Origin of the sequence: Mycolicibacter acidiphilus, assembly GCF_018455725.1 — a bacterium.
Lineage (GTDB): Bacteria > Actinomycetota > Actinomycetes > Mycobacteriales > Mycobacteriaceae > Mycobacterium > Mycobacterium acidiphilum.
This window is the reverse complement of sequence record NZ_JAHCLR010000070.1, coordinates 1-17,963: the sequence shown is the minus strand read 5'-3', so window position 1 is coordinate 17,963 and position 17,963 is coordinate 1. Positions and strand designations below refer to the sequence as shown.

The following is a 17,963-nucleotide window of genomic DNA, read 5'->3' as shown; positions in this document are numbered from 1 at the left end:
GGTTTGTACCCGGTGACACGATCCTTACCAGCACCCCAACGACTGGTGCGACGAGCAAGACGACCCCACCTACATCGTCGACTTGATCAAGCGAGTGACCACGGTCGCGGCGGAGACGATGAAGCTCGTCGACTCGTTGAGCTGACCGGCCCGTCCAGTGGTGTCAACGGGTTTCGCGCAGCTCCGGTGGTAATGCTGCCAGGTACCCGGCGTGTAGGTCCGCAGCACTGAGCTGCACCAGCACGTCGTCAGCGATGTCGCCGCCCGCGGTCTCGTCAGTCCAGTCGATCTGCCCGAGACCGTAGCGGTCCACCAGGTGCTCGTTGCGGGCCTCCTGGGCACGCTCGATGACGGTTCGGACGAACCGGCCGTTGCCGAGTAGGTCGATCTGGCGGATCACGTCACCGTCTTCGTTGGTGCGTTGACTGTTGTAGTAGTTGCTGAACGGCTCCCGTAGGACCCGGTCTGCCGCACCGGGTTCCAAGGTGTCACCGAACTGACCGGCGATGCCCTCAGCGATGGCGATCAGCTCGTCGGGATTGTACGAGTGGTATTCGATGATCGTTGAGAATCTGCTCTGCAAACCATCATTGGCCGCCAGGACTCGTTGACTGGCCCGCGGGTACCCGGCCCCGATGATGACGGTGTTGCCGCGCTCATTTTCCATCCACGGCACTAACGTGGCGATAATCGCCTCCCCGTAAGCGTCGCCGCCGGAATAGCCACGCCCGACCAGGTCACCGAACTCGTCGATGAACACCGTGGCGCCTAAAGCCTTCTGCAGCAGCTCCATCGTGTTGTTCTCGGTATCACCGAGGTGCCTACCCACCAGTGATGCTTTCTTCGTCTCATACACGGTCGGGCGACTCAACACCCCCAGGCCGCAGAACATCTTGGCCACCACGCGCGCCGACTCAGTCTTGCCGACACCGGGGGGGCCGATCATCAGCAGATGCCGCGACACCGCCGCCGTCGGCAACCCACGGCGCTGACGGATGCTCCGTGCGATCGAGTCGGCCCGCAACGTGGCGATCCGCTTTTTCACCTCACCAAGCCCAATCATGTTGTTGAGCTGCTGTTCGGCTTCCACCAGTTGCGCTTTGGCTTCACCGGCGGACTCCTGGGCGGCCCGCTGTGCTGCGGTCATCGCCGTCGTAGCGTCCCACCGGTCGGTGCGACTGTCGATCGTCGCCTGATCGGTGACTGACAGCCCATAGCTGGGATCAGCCAACGCACTTTGGGCGGGCTCAAACGAAGGCCAGCGCACCCGCATATCGGTCAGCAGGGTCTGCGCCTCATCAGTCTCACCGCGGTGCCGCGCCAACAATGCTCGGCACAGCAACGCATCGCGAGTGATGTCATCGGCGGCACCGGCAATCTCAGCGACCGCTAGGGCCTGCACAGCACGGTCGAACAACCCCAAATTGGCTGCCGCCAACCCCTCCAGCAGACACCCGGCCCGCCGCAACGTCGCATCAAGCCAGTTGGCGCACCCAGCCAACGCCGTCAGCACATCCGGCCACCGCTCCGCGTACCGGTACAGCACCGCCCGCACATACGCCGCCGCCGGCGAACCGTCTGCTGCGTCGAGTTGAACGCTCGCGTCGGCGTAGCGGCCCTGGGTAATCAGCGCCGCCGCGTAACACAACCGGGCTGACGTCGCATCCGCGATCGGCAGCCGCACGTAGTCGGTGTGGAACGCCGCACCCAAATCCAGGGGGCTCAACCCCAGCATTCGCAGATGCGTGCCGATCCGGTCGGCCAGCTCCGCAACCTGCTGCAAAGTCGCCAAGGACTTGTCACCGGTGGCGACTCGCCCCAACCAGGCATCAGCCATGCCCGGGTCGTCGGTGGTCGCCAACTCGAACACCTGCGCTGCGCGTTGCGGGGCACCGGGCATCGCCTTGATCGCGGCTTGCAGTGCCGGCAAAGCACGTTCAGTGGACGTCAACGCTAAACCCCTTGTCGCAGATGGGAAACGAACTGAGCCTCGTTCCGTGGGCGCATCACCTGCAGGCGCACCGCATCGCGGCCCTCGACGGCGACCGACAATTCATCGCGGCCGACCTGGGTGATCGTGATGTCACAGGTCCCGACCCGCTCCTCGCCGATCAGGACCGTCGTATGGCCGCGCTCACCGGCCTCCACGCTGTGCCCTGCCCCGTCAACGACCATCATCGACGGCTCATGGCGCAGTGGGGAACCGCCGGCCAAACCGATGCGCACCCCGTCGCAGATCGGCTCCCACATCTGCGGCCGGTCGGTGTGCACAATGATCACCGACCCGGTGGCAGCAGCCCGCAACAGCAAGGGGATCGCCACGTCCAGGCCGGTGTTGAGTCGCACCCGCACACTGCGCAGCGGATCGGCTAACGGCATCAGATACGGACAGCCACCTGCACTCATCCCCAGCAGCGGCCCGGCCGCTCCGACCGGTATTTGCAACTCCGCCGTCGACAACGGGCGCTTGGACAGCTCCACCACCCCGGATCGATCCCCCCACGGCAGCGCCGCAGCCAGCGCGTCGAACTGGCGGCCGCGCAAGGGGTGCAGCACCGCCAACGGCGGGTAGCGCAGCGGCTGTGATGTACGGAACCGCACCAGGGCGCCCACCTGGGGTCCCTGTTCGCTCGGGGTGATGCGCAGCAGCTGCACCGTGCGGGTCGAGCGCACCGTGCACACCTCATCAAGCAACCGGGTATTCAGATCGACCCCGGCGATGCGGTACGACGTGAGGTAGTCGGCACCGTCTTCGATGTCGTCCCAGCGTTCCCTGAGTCGGGACAGATCAGCCCCACCGGCCAAGATGGTGGTCGCCTGCGACATCTGCTCGACCGTGCACGCGGTGGCGCGGCAGCCTGCGGCGACAACCGCCTGCCGGATGCGTTCGGTCGCCGCGGCCGCAGCAGCGTGAGCGTCGCCACGGTAGACGATGCCCGGCAGGCACGCCTGCGGGCACAACCGCACCACCAGCCATGTGCGGCGCTGTCCCACCGCGGCCCGGTCGCCGATAATCTCGTCGTAGCGGGCGGTGTAGTCCCCGTCGGAGGCGACCCGCTCGTTGACCGACACCACATCGACGCAATCGAGGTCCAGGCCTGCGAACTGGTGCAGCAGGCCCGCCGGGGCACCCAGGGGAACCGTGTCGCGGCTGGCAAGGCCCGCCGCGACGAGCTCCACCGGGGCGAACCCGTGCCCGTGCAGGGCGATCATCGTCACCAAGAACTTGCCGTCCTGGCGCACCCCGATCGCATCAGCGCCGAGCAGCTCGGCGGCGACCGGCTCGGCCACCGCCGCCCGACGTTGCGCAACAGTGTCGTGGCGGCCGCGACGTAGCCGTGCCCACCGCAGCAGCCATCCGCCCATGGTGGCCTGGCGATACCAGACGAGCACCACCACCGCCGCCCCGGCGGCCGCCGACGCCACCACCGGCCACCGCACCGGACCTGGCCCGGCGAACGCCACGATCACCAACCCCACCGTCGCGGCCACTGCCTCGGCGACAACGACCGGCCGCAACCGGTACCGCACCCCCCAGCGGGCGATGGACTGCCCTTCGGGGGTGCGGTCACTCGGTGGGCGGTCGGGGTGCCGCACCACCGCGGCGGGTCGCTCATCGACCAGATTCCCCGCACCGACAGGGTTGCTCATTGCTTCCTCTGCCTTCCAGCAAGCGCCGTCAATGCCACCACCGCACCCATCACCGACGCCAACGCCACCGCACTGATCACTGCCACGTTTCGGGGCCGCGGGTCAACCGGCGGCGGTGGCGGTGGCGGACCCAGGGGGCTAGAGAGGTTCTCCCGGGGCAGCGGAATCGGTGGCACATCATCGTTGAGTGCAGCCAAGGGGTCGAGCACGCCGTGACCGATCCGGTTGTCGATCACCGCGGCCGGGGCGTGCGCGGTCTGCTTGATCCGGTTGATGATCTGCAACGCCGACAAGCTGGGGTATTTAGCCCGCACCAGGGCTGCCAGCCCGGACACATAGGCCGCTGAGAAGCTGGTCCCGCCCATCGGCTCAAAGACCGCCGCGCGGGCATTGAAGGTGGCGTTGATCGGGTCGCCCTTGTCGTTGACCCCGGTCACGAACACCCCTGGTGCCCCCACCCCCACCCATGGCCCCGATAGCCCGATCTGATTGCCGTGTGCATCGACGGCAACCTGCCCAGCAGCATCGGTAGCCCCCACCGACAGCACATAATCGGAGTACCACGACGGCGTGCTGATCGTGATGACACGACCCCAGTTGCGCGGATCGGCAGTGTTGGTTGCGTCGATGTCGGGATTCTGGGCGCACTCCGAGGTGTAGGCGTCCGAGGAGGCGTTGCCGGCCGCGGCGATCAACACCGCATCCTTTTCGATTGCCGCGTAGCGGATCGCAGCCCCCAAGGTGGTCTGATCGACCGGCTTGAGCACCGGAACGCACGCCACCACCGACATGTTGACCACCCGCGCACCCGCGTTGACCGCGTGCACAATCGCCCGCGCCAGTGTGGTCACCGTGCCCGCCCGCCGGTTCTCAGCAGAGTTGTCCATCCCCGGATGGGCACGGCTGAACGCTGCCGACGTCTGCCGAATCGACACCAAGTCGGCGTCTGGGGCAACCCCGACCAGCCCGTCGCCCTCACTGCCCGCCGCACCGATGATCGCCGCGACCACCGTGCCGTGCGAATCGCAGTCCTGCAGGCCATCGCCGCTCATCACATAATCCCCGCCGCCGCGCAGGTGCGGAAACCGTGGTGATGGCGAGACCCCGGTGTCGATGACCGCGACGGTCACCCCGGCGCCACGACCGGCTGACTGCCACAACTCAGGCAACCGCATGAACTTCTGCGGACCCGGCACAGCGGTCACGTCGGTGTCGGGCAGCACCCCGGGCTGAGCGCACCCCAGGGACTCCTTCATCTCCTCCTCCGGGCCGGGACTGCCATCAGCAGGCACCGCGGCGGGGTCGATGACCGGTGGTTCGATCGCCCAGGCCGGGGCCAACCCCAACGGCACCGACACCACCAGGAACAGGGCAGCGGCCATGCTCACCGCCGTGCGCATCCGGGCCATCTCAGTGGTTCCGTGCCAGGTAGTAGACGTTGCACAGCCACAGCGTGATCGGCAACACCGAGGTGATCAGCACATACTCGGCCCACTCGACGGCTTTGCGGAACACCGGGGAGATCACCCGCGCCGGCACCACCGCCACCACCATCAACGCCAACAAACCCAGCCCGACCACCAGTCCCGCAACCACATAGGCCACCACCGGCTGCGCCCAGAACACCGTGTATTTCACCGCGACGATCACCAGCATCACCAACCCGGTCACCACCACGGTCACCGCCTGGCCGCGGGCGGCAAACGCCCGCCCACGCAACACCAGCACGATCGCCACAATCACCACGAAGATCGTCGCGAGCTTCCAACGCCCATCCCCGGGAATCCCCGCGCCGATCGCCCCACCGACGAAAAACACGACCGTCGCCGCCACCACCGCCGTCAGGTAGGTGTTGGCCATAGCTGCGCCCTGCGCCAACCGTGCCACACTCGGGGTGCCGGAATGCTCGGCGGCAACCAGGGCATCGGCGGCGATGTGATCGGCGTCGTCGAAGGTGTCCTTGCCGGTCACCGTCGGAAACGGCGGCACCGGAATCGCCGCCATCATCGCCGCGATCGTCGAAGCGTTCACCAGCACCACCAACGCCAACGCCAACGCCACAACCCACAGGTAGAACAGGGTCACCCCCAACGAGTGCACCAACGCCATCAGCCACGTCGCCGCACCGGTGATGCACACCCACACCACCACCGCCCGCGCCACCGACGACACCCGCCACAGCAGCCCCGACAAGCCAGCGGCCACCACCGCCGCCGCCATCACATGCCACACCGACGGCCGACCCGGTGCAACCATCAGTGCCGAAACCGGTGCCACCACCAAAGCGGTCACCCACAACGTCGTGGCGACCATGTCGTCGCGACGCAACCAGCGCACCAGCACCCCGCCGCCGAGCAACCCCACCGCAAGAACCCCGGTCAAAACAGCCGGCCACACGTTCCAGTCCTGCCCGGCAGTGAAACTGCGCCACCACGCCCCGGCCAGCACCGCCGTAGCCACCAGCGCGCTGGCCACCGCCGCAGCCGCGGCCACCACCCGGGCCGTGTTCTCATCGACGGTGCGGGCAGCGGCGGCACTGAGCACCGCCACCGCCGACGACGGAGCCTCCACGATCGGTGTGAACTCGACCTCGGTGTCCACCACCTTCAAAATCAGCAGGTCACCATCAACGACGTTCTGCTGCACCAAATTGCGCGACCGATCCAGTGGCCGGCCGTCGATCCGGGTCAAGGTCAACACCCCGGCGGTGACCATCCCATCGGCATCCGGGCGGCGAGCGCCACGCACAACCCCCTCGTCATCGGCGATGTCGAGCACCCGCAGCAACGTGTCGACCACCGACACCACCGCAACACTGGCCGGCAACGTCACATCGGTCTGGCGACCATCGAAGAGCACCGCAACCCGCACCTGTTCAGCGATATGCACCCGGTCGCCGGCATCGACACCGGCCCGTTGGCCGTGATGCTGATGCACCGTGGTCACCGCAAGAACCGCCCGGTGTCACCAGATGCCTCCGGCCACGCCCCCGGTGTCTTGTCGGCCGCGGCCGGGAAACCGTCGACAATCGAGGCCGCAGCCTCGATGTAGGCCCGCTGAGTCTCGGTGGCCAACCGGTTGAAGTCGACCGGCCCGGCCACACTCAGATGCGGGTCGTAGGGAATGTCGTGGATGACCCGCACCACCCGCTCGAAATCCTCACGCAGGTTGCGGACCGCCGCAGAGGCCCGCACCCGGTTGGCGTTGCTGATGACTAACACCGCCGAGCGCACCAGGTGCGGATAGCCGTGCTCGACAAGCCAGTTCAGAGTTTCCTGCGCGCCGATCGCCCCGTCGTAGCGGGTTGTTGAGACCACCACGACCGCATCAGCAACCGAAAGCACCGCCCCGGCAAGCTCATCGCGCATCTGGTTGCCACAGTCGACCAACCCGATCGGGAACTGCCGCGACAGTTTGCCCCACGAATGCAGAACCGCAGCGCCGCTGAGCATGTCATCACCGGGGTCACCGGCGAGCACCTCCAGGCCCGACGAGGAGTCCTTGCCCAGGTAGTGACGAAAATCGGTGTAATCGTGCAGGTTGTCATCAGCGTTGAGGGTGCGCCACGTCCCGGTTCCGGGCTCGTCGATGCGATGCGCCAGGTTCCCACCCGCCGGGTTGCCGTCGATGGCGACGACCTTGTCGTCGCGGTAGCGGGCCAGTGCCGCCCCCAAACCGACGGTCGTGGTCGTCTTTGACACGCCACCCTTTTGCTGCATGACCGCCACCAGGTACTTGCCGCGCAAGTTCGCCTTGAGCCGCCGCATCAGGTCGATCCAGGCCCGCTCAGCAGGCCCCGGACCCAAGTTGATCCGGGTGACGGTACGCAGCCCCTTGCGCCAACCCCGCTCCGGCAGCGGTTTGTGGACCGGCACCAGATTCGCCGAACGCACCCGGGCGTGCACCGGCCCCACCGATTCCACACCGGGCCGGATCTCCTCGCGCCCGCCCGGCGCACCCGTGGGCGCACCACCGGGCATGACCACCCCCGGCGGCAGATGCAGCCCCGGCATCGGCGGCGGGGCGAACTGCGGGTGCCCCGGCAGCGGATGCGACGGCGCCTCGACAGGTCCAGGCACGGCGATGTGCTCCTGCGGTGCCGCCGGCCACAGCACACGCCCCGTCCGGGTGGCATTCGACGGGTCGATGTCGCCACCCTGTACAGGTGGTGTCCACCCGAAACTGGCAGGCCCCGGGGGCACCACGGCCCTGCTGGCCGCAGTGGGGGGCACCCCGTTGTGAGGTGCCGGCGGTGCCATCGCAGCATCGGCCGGCTGATAGGGGTAGGAGGTCCACGCGCCGTGGTCGGCGAACGGTGCCGGTGCACCGTGCCGGCCGGTGGGTTCCTGGTGGCTCGGGTGGTTCACCGGCTGCGCAGGCTCCGGCGGGCCGTACTGCTCCGGCGGGCCGTACTGCTCGGGTGCCACCGCGTCTGCGGCTGCGGGGGTGGACCACGCGGCCGGGGGGCTGTAGTGGCCCCCGGCAGCCTCATCCCCCCCGTTGTGCGGATCGCCCGTGGGTGGCCAACGGTGCCCGTCGGCTGTCGTGCCGCCCAGACTCGGCAACGGCCCGGTGTTGCTCGGGTCGTTGAAGCCCTGTCCTTGGTTCACGTCCGTCAACTCTCCCGTAGACTGTGTTATCCGCTCAATCGGCCAAGCCATGTCACGCACTTTAACACATTCCAGCGCAGTCCAACACAGTTTGATACATGACGTGCGTTAGGCCTGCGCTGAACTGGGCTGTCCGGTCAATCAGCGCGACGGTACTCGCTCCACGACGCGACGCCCACCGTGCCCAACAGCGCCTCTAGTGCCCGGCCCGCCGCCTCCACCGTGCCCGGCGCCATCATCGTCCACCACGCACCGTTGTCACTGCGCACAGGACCAGATACCACCCGGCCCGCATCGGTATCAATCACCGCCACCGACGCGATACCGATATCCTGCTTCGCCCGACCGGCCCGCATCACCAACAACGACATCGTCATCAGTGGCCGGTCCGCCGCAGCAGTGACAACCCGCCGCTGATCGGCATCCAAACCCAGCCGGCTCAACACCACCGCCGCGCTGTGCTCACCGCCGACGATCTGGGCGCAGCCATCCATGAAATCCGCGGTCGGCACCATCACCGGTTTGAACTGGGCAGCAGCAACCGGCGGGCCGGCCACCGGCAGTATCCGCGCCGCCAACTCCCGCATCGAACCGACCGCCCCGATGTTCTCAATGACCACGTCATCCTCATGGCGAGTCATCGCCACCGTCACCGGGCCACGCTTGGCGATCGTGAACAACAACCGCGACGCACCGCGGGCCACATCGCCGCACAACGCCACATCCGGGCTGCCCAACGCCTCCACCCAGGTCCGCACCTGAGGATGCACCGCTTCCTCCGCGTCGAGCACACCGGCCTGCTTCAACACCGCCAGCCCGGGATGCCCCGTCGGCGGATCGGCCTCGGCAATAAACGGCCGCATCATCATCAACGGCGGGAACTGCTCCACCCCGCACAACGCCTGTAGCAGCCACGCACCCTCACAGGTCGTCGTCACCGCCGACGCCGGCTGTGGACCGGCATAGGCCGGCGCCGCCGAATTACCGAGAAACCCCGGTGTGCGAACCATGCTGTCCCGCCTTCGCTCTCAGTCGACATATGCTCACGGCCCGGGCCGAACCGACCGTCGGATGCCCGACGATCGCCCGGCCCGGGCCGCTAGGCGCAGTACGCCCCTACAGGAACTGCGACGCCACCGCGGCGTCGTTGTGCTGCGTGCCATCGGAGGCACTGTCCAGCGTCACCGCCGCACGCTTGATGGTCTCCCCCAGCGTCCCGTAGTGGTGGTTGATCGTCGAGATCACCTGCTGGAACTCCTCGGAGCCCGAACCACCCCAGTGCTCAGCGCTCTGCTGTGCCAGTGCCAGGGACTGCTGGTGACCGGAGTCCACCGCCGCAGCAGCGGCGTGAATCTGCTGGTTGAGGGCGGCAACCTCGGGAATCTGCCAGAACATCTCACTCATGAGAACTCCTTCGTTGAATTGTCGGTTCCAGTGCGCGGCACGCTAGATCGAAATGCTGTCGAGCCCGCCGGCAGCGGTGATGCTGTGAACGTCGGAGACCCCGGAGTCCTCCTGACTGTTGTACATCGCGTGCGCATTGCGCACGTTCTGCTCGTTGTCGGCGAACTTGTGATGCAGCCGCTCACTGGCCTGCTGAATCTCCGCACCGACGTGCTGCCACGCAGTGCCGGTCGGGCCACGCATCGCCGCACCGTGACCCTCGATCACATGCGCCAGCGACGACGCAACCTGATGCACCTGGTCGGCGATGTCACCGAGCCCGTGCGCGTTCTGCAACAGCGCATCGAAATCTGCCTTGATTGCCATTGTTATGCTCCTTTACCTGTTAGGGGTTTGCTCTGCATCGCTATCCGTGCCGGTTTCGTCAGTGGGCACCCTCCCTGGCCGGTGCACCACCACTGTCGTAGAACACGCCACCGGCGCCGGTGATCGTCGGCAACGAATCAGGTGAGCGAAACGGCCCGGCGGTCGCCGTCAGCGTCGCCGCGCCCACCGAACCCTTGTCATCGCTGGACTCGCGGCGCTCACCGTTGGCCGCACCAGCTCCGGCGGCCATCGGTCCCATCATGGCCCCCGAACCGCCCATGCCCGTGGTGGCCGCCGACCCGCTGGTCACCGCCCGCGCCTCAGCGAAACGCGACACCGGCCCCGACTCCCCGGCAGCGCCACCGGACCCCACTGAATTGGCGTTGACCGTCCCTGACGACCATGACATCGGTGTGCGCAGTGCCGCGGCACTGCCCATCCCACCGATCCCGCCGCCGCCACCGAAGCCACCGGCGCCGCCGCCGGCGCTGGCCAAGCTGGCCGTCACCGGTCCGCCCGCTGCGGGGACAGCGGTCACCCAGTCCCCGCCGCCAAGACCACCGCCCGCGGAGTTGAAACTGCCCAGCTTCGACATCATCCCCATCGCCTGCTGGGGCAGCTGCATCAACGATTGCATCGGCCCGCCGCCGCTGAGCATCTGCCCGGCCTGCTGCAAGGGCTGCATCATCGTCGGCGCGATGCTCTGCAACATGTCCATCGGTGACGACTCCGGCCCAGCACTGGCCGCACCCGCCAACCCCGCCGCCGGCACCGCCTGCGGCGGCGGCGGCGGGATCGGTGGGATTGCCTGCACCCCGGCCAGCGACGCCAACTGATAGGAGTTCTTGTTCGACACCCCGGTCACCCACATGGTCCCGTACTCGGCACGGTTGGCACCGATGCGCGGGGTGTTCTGGCCCAGGATGTTGCTGGCCTGCAATGCCGCGTGCTCTATCTGATTCTCGAAGACCTGCTCGGGGGTGGTGGTGGCCATCCGCATCAGCTCGAAGTGCTCCGCGGTGCCCGCGATCCCCAACGCGGCTTCCTGTAGCAGCACTGCAACCGTGGCTAGCCACAGCATGTTGGGCACGTTCGACAGCATCGACATCGCCCCGGTGGGTGCCGGCCAGGTCACCGCCAGTGCGGCCTGCACCGCAGCCTGGCCGCCGAGCATCGTGATCACCGCCGCCGCCAAGGCCTCAAGTTGTGCCGCGGAGGCGACGAACGACGCAGCCGAGGGGCCGTTCCAAAACTCCGTCGAAGTAATCTCCGGCGGCTCGCCCTGCGCTACCACGTCGTCGTCCCCTGCCGTCGTTGCTGGTTTCTCATGCCCCGCTGAGGTCGGCTACAGGCCCGATACCGCGGCGATCGCGTTGACACCGATCGCGTTGAGCGCCTCGGTGAAGCTGTAGCTTGCAGCCGCAGTGCCGTTGGAGGCGGCGTACATCTGCTGCAGCGCTCCCGACGCGGCCAGCATCGCCGCGACCTGAGCGGTGTAGGCGGTGATCTTCGTCGAGTTGACCGGTGAAATGTCCGGGTCCAGGCCGGGTGGCACCACCGCACCGGCGGCTGCGGCCTGCCCGGTGTGGCCCATCGTCTCGGCGGCCAGCGCCCCACTCACGCCAGCCACCCCGGCAACCCCCTCGGGGAACATGTTGATCAGCGATGCCATTGTCAGCCTCCACTTCAGGTGTGTTATCCGTTGAGTAGTTCATACACTATGACGCAGTACGGCGCAATGGGTGCGGTCCGATACTGTCGCAACAATAACGCTTTTCCTAAGTAGCGGGTCAAGATCACCACGACACCTGCGCCCGATCAGCGGCAGCCGGGTCATACCCCGGAGGCAACGCCACCTGCATCAACTGCCGTCCCGCGCGCCGGTACACCAGCTCACCGCGCCCAGGTGCCCGTGGTGCCGCCTTGATCCCGTCGACGATCTTCTCTGGCGGCCCATCCAGGATCAGCACCCCGGATCCGGCCGTGCCCATCGCCTGGATCAGCTTGTTCATGGTCCCGTTGGTCGCCCAGTTGTGCACACTGGTCGCCGCGATCACGTGCAACCCGATCTGGCGGCCCCGCTCGACCACCGACACCAGCGGGGTCAGCACACTCTGCGCACTGCCACCCATGCCCGTCGCGGTGAGCAGGTTCATGTCGTCGATCACCAAGAACACCCGCTCACCCGGGAACCGCCACCTCGCCAACGCCTCAGCGGGCAGATCTGCCGGCGGGCGCCGCTGGGCCAGACGGGCGGCCAGATTGGTCGCCAACTCGCCCACCTCAGCAGGGCTGCCCGCATACGCGGCCCGATACGCCGGATCAATGGCCTCCGACAGCTCAAAGCCGGGGTCCATCAACACCACCCGGGCCTGGTCGGGGGTGAAGGTCTGCGCGATCGCCGCCAAGGCTGTGCGCAACACCGTGCTGCGACCCGAATGGTTGGACCCGACAATGTACAAGTGCGGTCCCTCAACCAGATTCATGCCGACCGTTGACATCTCTGCTTCCCCAACACCAAACGCGATCGTGCCCGTCGGTGCCGGCTCCAGGTCGTCGAAGTGGACTTCACCGGGCAGCACCGGCAGACGCGGCGCCGGGGCGACGCCCTTGGCCTGCCACAGCTGCGCAATCTGTGCCGCGGTGGCCGCCACCGCATCCTGCTCGGATTCGCCGTGCGCCTCATCGCCGCCGGCCATCCGCCGCCCGTCGGCGACCGGTGCCCCCAGCAGCATGTGCTTGCCGCCCAACGCCAACGCGCGCCCAGGCTGCTCGCGGGGGATCGCCTCGGCGGCCTCTTTGTCCTTCATCGTTGAGTCCGCACCCTTGGCCATGCGCAACTCGATCTTGGTGCCCAACTTGTTGAGCACCTGCTCTTTGATCGAGTACCAGGAATCGTGCGTGATGACCAGGTGGATTCCGTAGTTCAGCGCCGTCGTCACCAAGGTGTTGACCCGGTCGCTGAGCTCCAGATCATCAGCGATGACCCGGTAGTTGTCGATCAGGAAAAACACGTCACCGTGTCCATCGTCGGGCACCTCCCCAGCCTTGCCGCGGAACTTGCGGGCCCGAAACTCCGTCAAGTCGATACCGGCCAGACCCCACTGCTTGGTGCGGAACTTCAACAATCGCTCCACCTCGGCGAAGATCCGCCGAATCTTCTCCTCATCACCCTGGCGGGCGATCCCACACACATGGGGCAGGCCCTCAACACTGGACAGCTTGCCGCCACCGAGGTCGACTGCGTAAAACTGCACGCGGGCTGGGCTGTGCGACACCGCGAGCATCATCATCAGCGTCCGCAACACGGTCGACTTGCCCGACTGTGTCGCCCCCATCACCGCCACATTGCCGCCGGCACCGGACAAGTCGACAGTGGTCAACGCCTGGGTGTGCTTGAACGGCTCGTCGATGCGACCGATCGGCACCACCAACCCCGAATTGTCGGTCACCTCACGCCAGTCACGCCCCCAGAACTCCTCCGCCATCTCATCGACCCCGATCTGGTCGATCTCTTCCAATGGCGGCAACCACAGCCGGTGCGGCAGCGGATACTGATCTGCCACACCGACCATGCGGTCCACCAGCACCTCGACCACCTTCTTCGAGTCCACCGTGACGTCATCGACCGGTTGGGCGGCCACCGGCGCCTCATCCTCTTTGACCGCAATGTCCAACGGCAGCGGGTGCACCGCCGCGGTGAACCGGTGCGCGTCGATGATCTGCCCCTCGGTCTCGCGGCGCTGCGCACCACCGGCCACCGGGGCGATGAACGGCGCCGAGACGTAAAACGACCGGAACCGGTAATGGTCGTCGTCGACGACCAGAAACCCTGACCCGGCCGGTGCACCCTTGAGGTCCTCATAGGCCCGGTTGGTACCGATCGCCGCCCGCGACGCCCCGTTGTCTTTGACCTTGAGCCCAATCGAATAGGTCTGTTGGGCGATCAACCCCTGCATCTTGCCGATCTCCACACGCTGGCTGGCGTTGAGAATGTGAATCCACAACGCCCGACCCACCCGTCCGACCGTGTCGAACACCTCCGCGGTGGAAGGTCGCATCCGCAGCAGCTCCGAGAACTCATCGAGCACCACCACCAGGGCGCCGATCGGTTCCAGACCCGGCTGCGTCGTGGCCCGCGCCCGCTCATAGTCGCGCACACTGCCGTAGCCGGCCGCCTTCACCAGCTCCTCACGGCGCAGCACCTCACCTTGCACCGCCTCTTCCAAGCGGTCCAGCATGTGCACCGAGGCCTCCAGGTTCGACACCAACCCCTGCACATGCGGCAGCGGCGCCAACACCCGCATCGCCGACTCCCCCTTGAAGTCACCCAGCAGCAGCTGCACCTGCGCCGGCGAATGCAACATCGCCAACCCCAACACGAACGTGGTCAGCGTCTCGGACTTCCCCGACCCCGTGTAGCCGGTCATCATGCCGTGCGGACCCTGCCCGTTGTGATCGGCGAACTCCTTGAGGTCCAACCACACCAGCTTGCCGGTGTGCGGATTCTTGCCCAACGGGATCCGCAACCGCTCCGGCGACGTCGAGGTCATCTTCGACCACAACAGCTCCGGATGCCACGTGCGGGCATCCTCAATGTCGAAGGTGTCCAGGAAGTCCTGACCCGCCCGCGCATCAGCGGCCCGATTCGCCAACAGCAGTGCCGCATCATCGGAGACCTCAAAACGCGCCAGCGCCCGCGCCAGCACCTCCGCCTCAGCTAGCGACATCACGTCCGGGGTCGCAGCGAAACCCAACCCCTTCGCCACCGACGCAGCCACCTCAACCATCACCGCACCTCACTTGCCCGCAGTAGATTGCCCATCTCGTCAACGACGAACGCTGTGGCCGGCGTCGCCAGCGCACTGTGCTCATCGCCGGTCGCCTCCAGCACCGACACCCCCGAATGCCCACCCACCCCCAGAATCGGTGCCGCCGTGCCACCGGGCAGATCGACCACCACCACCAACCAGGTCTCGGGCATCTCCGTGCCCTCCATGCGCGGCGCCCACGGCGCCCGCCGCGACAACCCCTCCCCCATGCGGGTCATCAGATCGGCAACCTCGGAAAAGATCAGCCGTACCGGACCGGAGGCGTCGACCAACTCCCGGTCGGCCACATGCGGCAACCACTTCGCCCACTCCCAGGCCGCGGTGTCATCGGAGACGATCGCTACCCGCACCGACTCCGGGCTGTGAAACACACACAGCTGGCAGATCAACGCCCGCAAAATGCCCTGCACCAGCTCACGTTGGTTCGGTTCAGCGAACAGCGCCCACCCCATCTGGTCGAACAGATGCAACGGCCGCGGAATGTCGTGAACAACGTTCTGCGCCAACAGGAAATCACGGGCAGCAACGGTGGTCACCGTCTCCCGGGCCTCCGGTGGCGGCACCTGCTGGGGCGGTTGCAGCCGTGCCCGCAACCGTGACAGGCCCACCCCGATGCGCACATGCCCGAAATTGCGGTCCCGCGGAGACCGCTCCCACATGCGTGCGGTATTGACCAGCGACATCAGTGCCCCATCGGCGGGATTCGGGTGATGGTAGGAGACCTCGGTGGCCTGAGCCCGGGCGCTGGCATGAACCTCATCGCGCAGCTCGTCGAGCTTGCGCAGGTAGTCCGCCCGAGTCTGGCGCACCACCGGCGGCCGGTTCTTATCCCCGCCGCCGCGGTTGCGGGCCATCATCAGCATCGACATCACCATCACCGGCATGATGAACAGTGACCCGGTGCCCATCTGCCGGGCACCACTGCGGAACAAAATGACCATCAGGCTGACCGCCGCGACCGCGAAAATCAGCATCCACACCCACATCGGCGGCCGAGATTGCGGTGCACGGACCAACTCGCCCGGATTGGGCATGTCGATCACCGACTCCGGCACCGTCGGGCCAGTAGCCGATCGCTGAATGAACCCCTGCTTGGTCATGACGGCCCCACCAATGGTGTCGACGGTGCATCGGAGAACACCGTGTCGTACTGGGTCATCGCCGCCGCGTGCGACAAGCTCGGCCCCGCCGGCAGCCAGCGCACCACCGACCACGGAGCCGGTGACGGCGAAACATCATCGAGCCCCAGGGATTTGCGGGTGGTGCGATCATCTTCCCCGAACGTCTCGATGCCGAACCGCACCCCAGAATCGCCGACCCACCACAAACTCTCACTGCGACCCGAATCCGGTTCGAAGCCGGTCACCTGTATGAAATTCGGTGCACCCGAACCCAGGTAGACCGCATCGGCGGCACCGTGGGCCGCCCCCGACACCAAGGTCATCACCCTGCGTTCCTGATCCAACCCGACCGGCAGACGCCGCCCCGAAATGGCGGCGATCGTCGCCTGCGGCTCCCCGAAACCCTTGCTCCACGCCACACAGGTCACCGGTTCGATCGCCTTGTCGATCAACGTCAATTCACTGGTCGGGTAGACACTCACGTCGAAGCCCACCGCCTGCGGCAACGACGCCACCAACGTCGAATCGACTTGCAGCACTTCCCGTTTACCCGAAACATCAGCCGTGGACAACATCACCGCCACCGTCGCCGGGATCGGCTGCACGCCGGCTGGCAACGCCACGAAAAAGCTCTGCTGCCCGGCAGCATCAGTGGACCGCAGCACCGAACCCGACACCACCGGCACCATCACCGACGCATACCCCACCGGCCCACCCGCCTCAGGAATGTCGGGCACCCGCAACGGTGCCGTCGGCATCAACGCCTCGAACAACGCCCGCGACATCGGTGCCGCCGCCGGCATACCACCAGCACGCAACCCCAACGCCAACGTCACCGCACGATCAGCCAAGTCGATCTGCGAACGCTTGCCACCACGAACCAGATACACCGACCCGCCGTAGCTCATCAACGCCGCCTGCGGCGCATCGACGGTGTGAGCCCAGTCCCCCAGGTCCGTGGCACCGGCCAACACCGTCACCTTCGGCACCACCTTGGACCCCACCGCACCCAAGTGGTCGCACAACGCCCACTGCGCCCGCCCCGGATTATGCACCGCCAAATCATTCGGCGCCCCGGCGATACCGACCATCGGGCCGATCGGCAGCTTGTCGATCTGCGCTTTGGTCACCATCTTCGGCTTGTCGGCCCGCCCGGTGATCAACCGCGCCGACGCCAGGTTCAACGCCGGGTGCATCACCCCAGCGACATCGACATACAGTGCCCCGCTGGCACGATCAGCCACAATCGCCGCCTGCCCAACCTGCCCCTTCTTGTCGAAGAAAGCGATCACGAAGCACACCCCGACCACCAGGGTTGAAATCACCGCCCCCACCAACAACGATGCCGTGGCATTGCGGGACGGGTCGTGCACCAGGCGCACCGAGTGCCGGGCGACGGCAACCGAGAGGCGGTGACGCAGAAACCGCCACCCACTCACCTGCTCCAACGAGGTGTAATTCAACGGCATAACGCCACCCACCTTTGCATTCGCGCCACCATCGTGTCCGCCTCGCTCACCTTAGAAGCCGCCACCAATGGAGGCGACGTGCACATGATTGAAATGATTCTGGACATAATCGCCCCGGTTCTCCATCAGCGATGAGCCACCGTCCGGCTGGATCATGTGCTGCCGCCAGATCATGTGCGACACCCCAAGACGCTCCCGGTTCGCAATCAAAAACGACACCACTCGATCACCGAGTGCCTTGCCGGACGGGGTGTTCCAATTCGGGATCATCACATCCAAGGCCAACCCCTGCGGATGCCATTTCAACGCATCCTTGCGTACCCCACCGATATCGGTGATCTCAGGAAAAGCCGCACTGATCGCCCGGTTGATCTTCTTGGTGAACTTCTGCAAACCATGCTCATCGGCCCGGCCCGGCTGCGACTCATCCCCAGCCCGCACACTCTTACTGTCGACCAGCTGCCCCGACGACCTACCCCCGCCGCCGCCGGGTTGGCCCAGTCCCGACAA

14 protein-coding genes and 1 pseudogene are annotated in these 17,963 nt (G+C 66.7%); 1 reads left to right on the top strand and 14 read right to left on the bottom strand.

Features of this window, described 5'->3' with window-relative positions:
* Positions 1 to 34 precede the first annotated feature (34 nt).
* Positions 35 to 145, top strand: a pseudogene (locus tag KIH27_RS23355) (type ISP restriction/modification enzyme); the annotation flags it as partial.
* Between the two features lie 18 nt (positions 146 to 163).
* Here the strand turns inward: KIH27_RS23355 and eccA are convergent.
* From eccA to KIH27_RS20565, 14 genes are all read right to left on the bottom strand, one after another.
* On the bottom strand, positions 164 to 1,951 hold the full coding sequence (eccA, locus tag KIH27_RS20630) for a type VII secretion AAA-ATPase EccA (RefSeq protein ID WP_214094840.1): 1,788 nt from the start codon (positions 1,949 to 1,951) through the stop codon (positions 164 to 166).
* Positions 1,952 to 1,953: 2 nt separating this feature from the next.
* On the bottom strand, positions 1,954 to 3,651 hold the full coding sequence (gene eccE / locus KIH27_RS20625) for a type VII secretion protein EccE (RefSeq protein WP_214094839.1): 1,698 nt from the start codon (positions 3,649 to 3,651) through the stop codon (positions 1,954 to 1,956).
* Positions 3,648 to 5,051, bottom strand: a complete 1,404-nt coding sequence (gene mycP, locus KIH27_RS20620) for a type VII secretion-associated serine protease mycosin (protein ID WP_284144790.1) — start codon at positions 5,049 to 5,051, stop codon at positions 3,648 to 3,650. The genes eccE and mycP overlap by 4 nt, the downstream gene beginning before the upstream one ends.
* A 10-nt stretch (positions 5,052 to 5,061) precedes the next feature.
* Positions 5,062 to 6,597, bottom strand: a complete 1,536-nt coding sequence (eccD, locus tag KIH27_RS20615; RefSeq protein ID WP_307856964.1) for a type VII secretion integral membrane protein EccD — start codon at positions 6,595 to 6,597, stop codon at positions 5,062 to 5,064.
* Entirely contained in the window at positions 6,594 to 8,261 is a 1,668-nt protein-coding gene (locus tag KIH27_RS23215) for a nucleotide-binding protein (RefSeq protein WP_307856963.1), read from the bottom strand. The genes eccD and KIH27_RS23215 overlap by 4 nt, the downstream gene beginning before the upstream one ends.
* 137 nt (positions 8,262 to 8,398) lie before the next feature.
* Complete coding sequence (locus tag KIH27_RS20605) at positions 8,399 to 9,271, bottom strand: ESX secretion-associated protein EspG (RefSeq protein ID WP_214094837.1); 873 nt, start codon at positions 9,269 to 9,271, stop codon at positions 8,399 to 8,401.
* A 106-nt stretch (positions 9,272 to 9,377) separates the two neighbouring features.
* Positions 9,378 to 9,665, bottom strand: a complete 288-nt coding sequence (locus tag KIH27_RS20600) for a hypothetical protein (RefSeq protein WP_214094836.1) — start codon at positions 9,663 to 9,665, stop codon at positions 9,378 to 9,380.
* 42 nt (positions 9,666 to 9,707) lie between these two features.
* Positions 9,708 to 10,031: a WXG100 family type VII secretion target gene (locus tag KIH27_RS20595; protein WP_214094835.1), complete on the bottom strand. Its 324-nt coding sequence runs from the start codon at positions 10,029 to 10,031 to the stop codon at positions 9,708 to 9,710.
* 58 nt (positions 10,032 to 10,089) lie between these two features.
* On the bottom strand, positions 10,090 to 11,325 hold the full coding sequence (locus tag KIH27_RS20590) for a PPE domain-containing protein (protein ID WP_214094834.1): 1,236 nt from the start codon (positions 11,323 to 11,325) through the stop codon (positions 10,090 to 10,092).
* A gap of 51 nt (positions 11,326 to 11,376) precedes the next feature.
* A complete protein-coding gene (locus tag KIH27_RS20585; protein WP_214094833.1) occupies positions 11,377 to 11,703 on the bottom strand; it encodes a hypothetical protein in 327 nt (108 codons plus the stop codon).
* Positions 11,704 to 11,827: 124 nt separating this feature from the next.
* Positions 11,828 to 14,821, bottom strand: coding sequence for a type VII secretion protein EccCb (gene eccCb / locus KIH27_RS20580; protein ID WP_214094832.1), 2,994 nt, complete (start codon positions 14,819 to 14,821; stop codon positions 11,828 to 11,830).
* Positions 14,821 to 15,963 carry a cell division protein FtsK gene (locus tag KIH27_RS20575; RefSeq protein WP_214094831.1) on the bottom strand — a complete coding sequence of 381 codons (1,143 nt, stop codon included), beginning with the start codon at positions 15,961 to 15,963 and terminating at the stop codon, positions 14,821 to 14,823. Before KIH27_RS20575 ends, eccCb begins: the two co-directional genes overlap by 1 nt.
* Positions 15,960 to 17,453, bottom strand: coding sequence for a type VII secretion protein EccB (gene eccB, locus KIH27_RS20570; RefSeq protein WP_214094830.1), 1,494 nt, complete (start codon positions 17,451 to 17,453; stop codon positions 15,960 to 15,962). The genes KIH27_RS20575 and eccB overlap by 4 nt, the downstream gene beginning before the upstream one ends.
* 51 nt (positions 17,454 to 17,504) lie before the next feature.
* Positions 17,505 to 17,963 (bottom strand): VldE C-terminal domain-containing protein (locus tag KIH27_RS20565; protein ID WP_504739470.1); only part of this gene is annotated, 459 nt, incomplete at its 5' end.

Coding starts and splice junctions, on each gene's coding strand:
- eccE (WP_214094839.1), bottom strand. CDS start 3,651: ATGAGCAACCCTGTCGGTGCGGGGAATCTGGTCGATGAGCGACCCGCC.
- mycP (WP_284144790.1), bottom strand. CDS start 5,051: ATGCGCACGGCGGTGAGCATGGCCGCTGCCCTGTTCCTGGTGGTGTCG.
- KIH27_RS20605 (WP_214094837.1), bottom strand. CDS start 9,271: ATGGTTCGCACACCGGGGTTTCTCGGTAATTCGGCGGCGCCGGCCTAT.
- KIH27_RS20600 (WP_214094836.1), bottom strand. CDS start 9,665: ATGAGTGAGATGTTCTGGCAGATTCCCGAGGTTGCCGCCCTCAACCAG.
- KIH27_RS20595 (WP_214094835.1), bottom strand. CDS start 10,031: ATGGCAATCAAGGCAGATTTCGATGCGCTGTTGCAGAACGCGCACGGG.
- KIH27_RS20585 (WP_214094833.1), bottom strand. CDS start 11,703: ATGGCATCGCTGATCAACATGTTCCCCGAGGGGGTTGCCGGGGTGGCT.
- eccCb (WP_214094832.1), bottom strand. CDS start 14,821: ATGGTTGAGGTGGCTGCGTCGGTGGCGAAGGGGTTGGGTTTCGCTGCG.
- KIH27_RS20575 (WP_214094831.1), bottom strand. CDS start 15,963: ATGACCAAGCAGGGGTTCATTCAGCGATCGGCTACTGGCCCGACGGTG.
- eccB (WP_214094830.1), bottom strand. CDS start 17,453: ATGCCGTTGAATTACACCTCGTTGGAGCAGGTGAGTGGGTGGCGGTTT.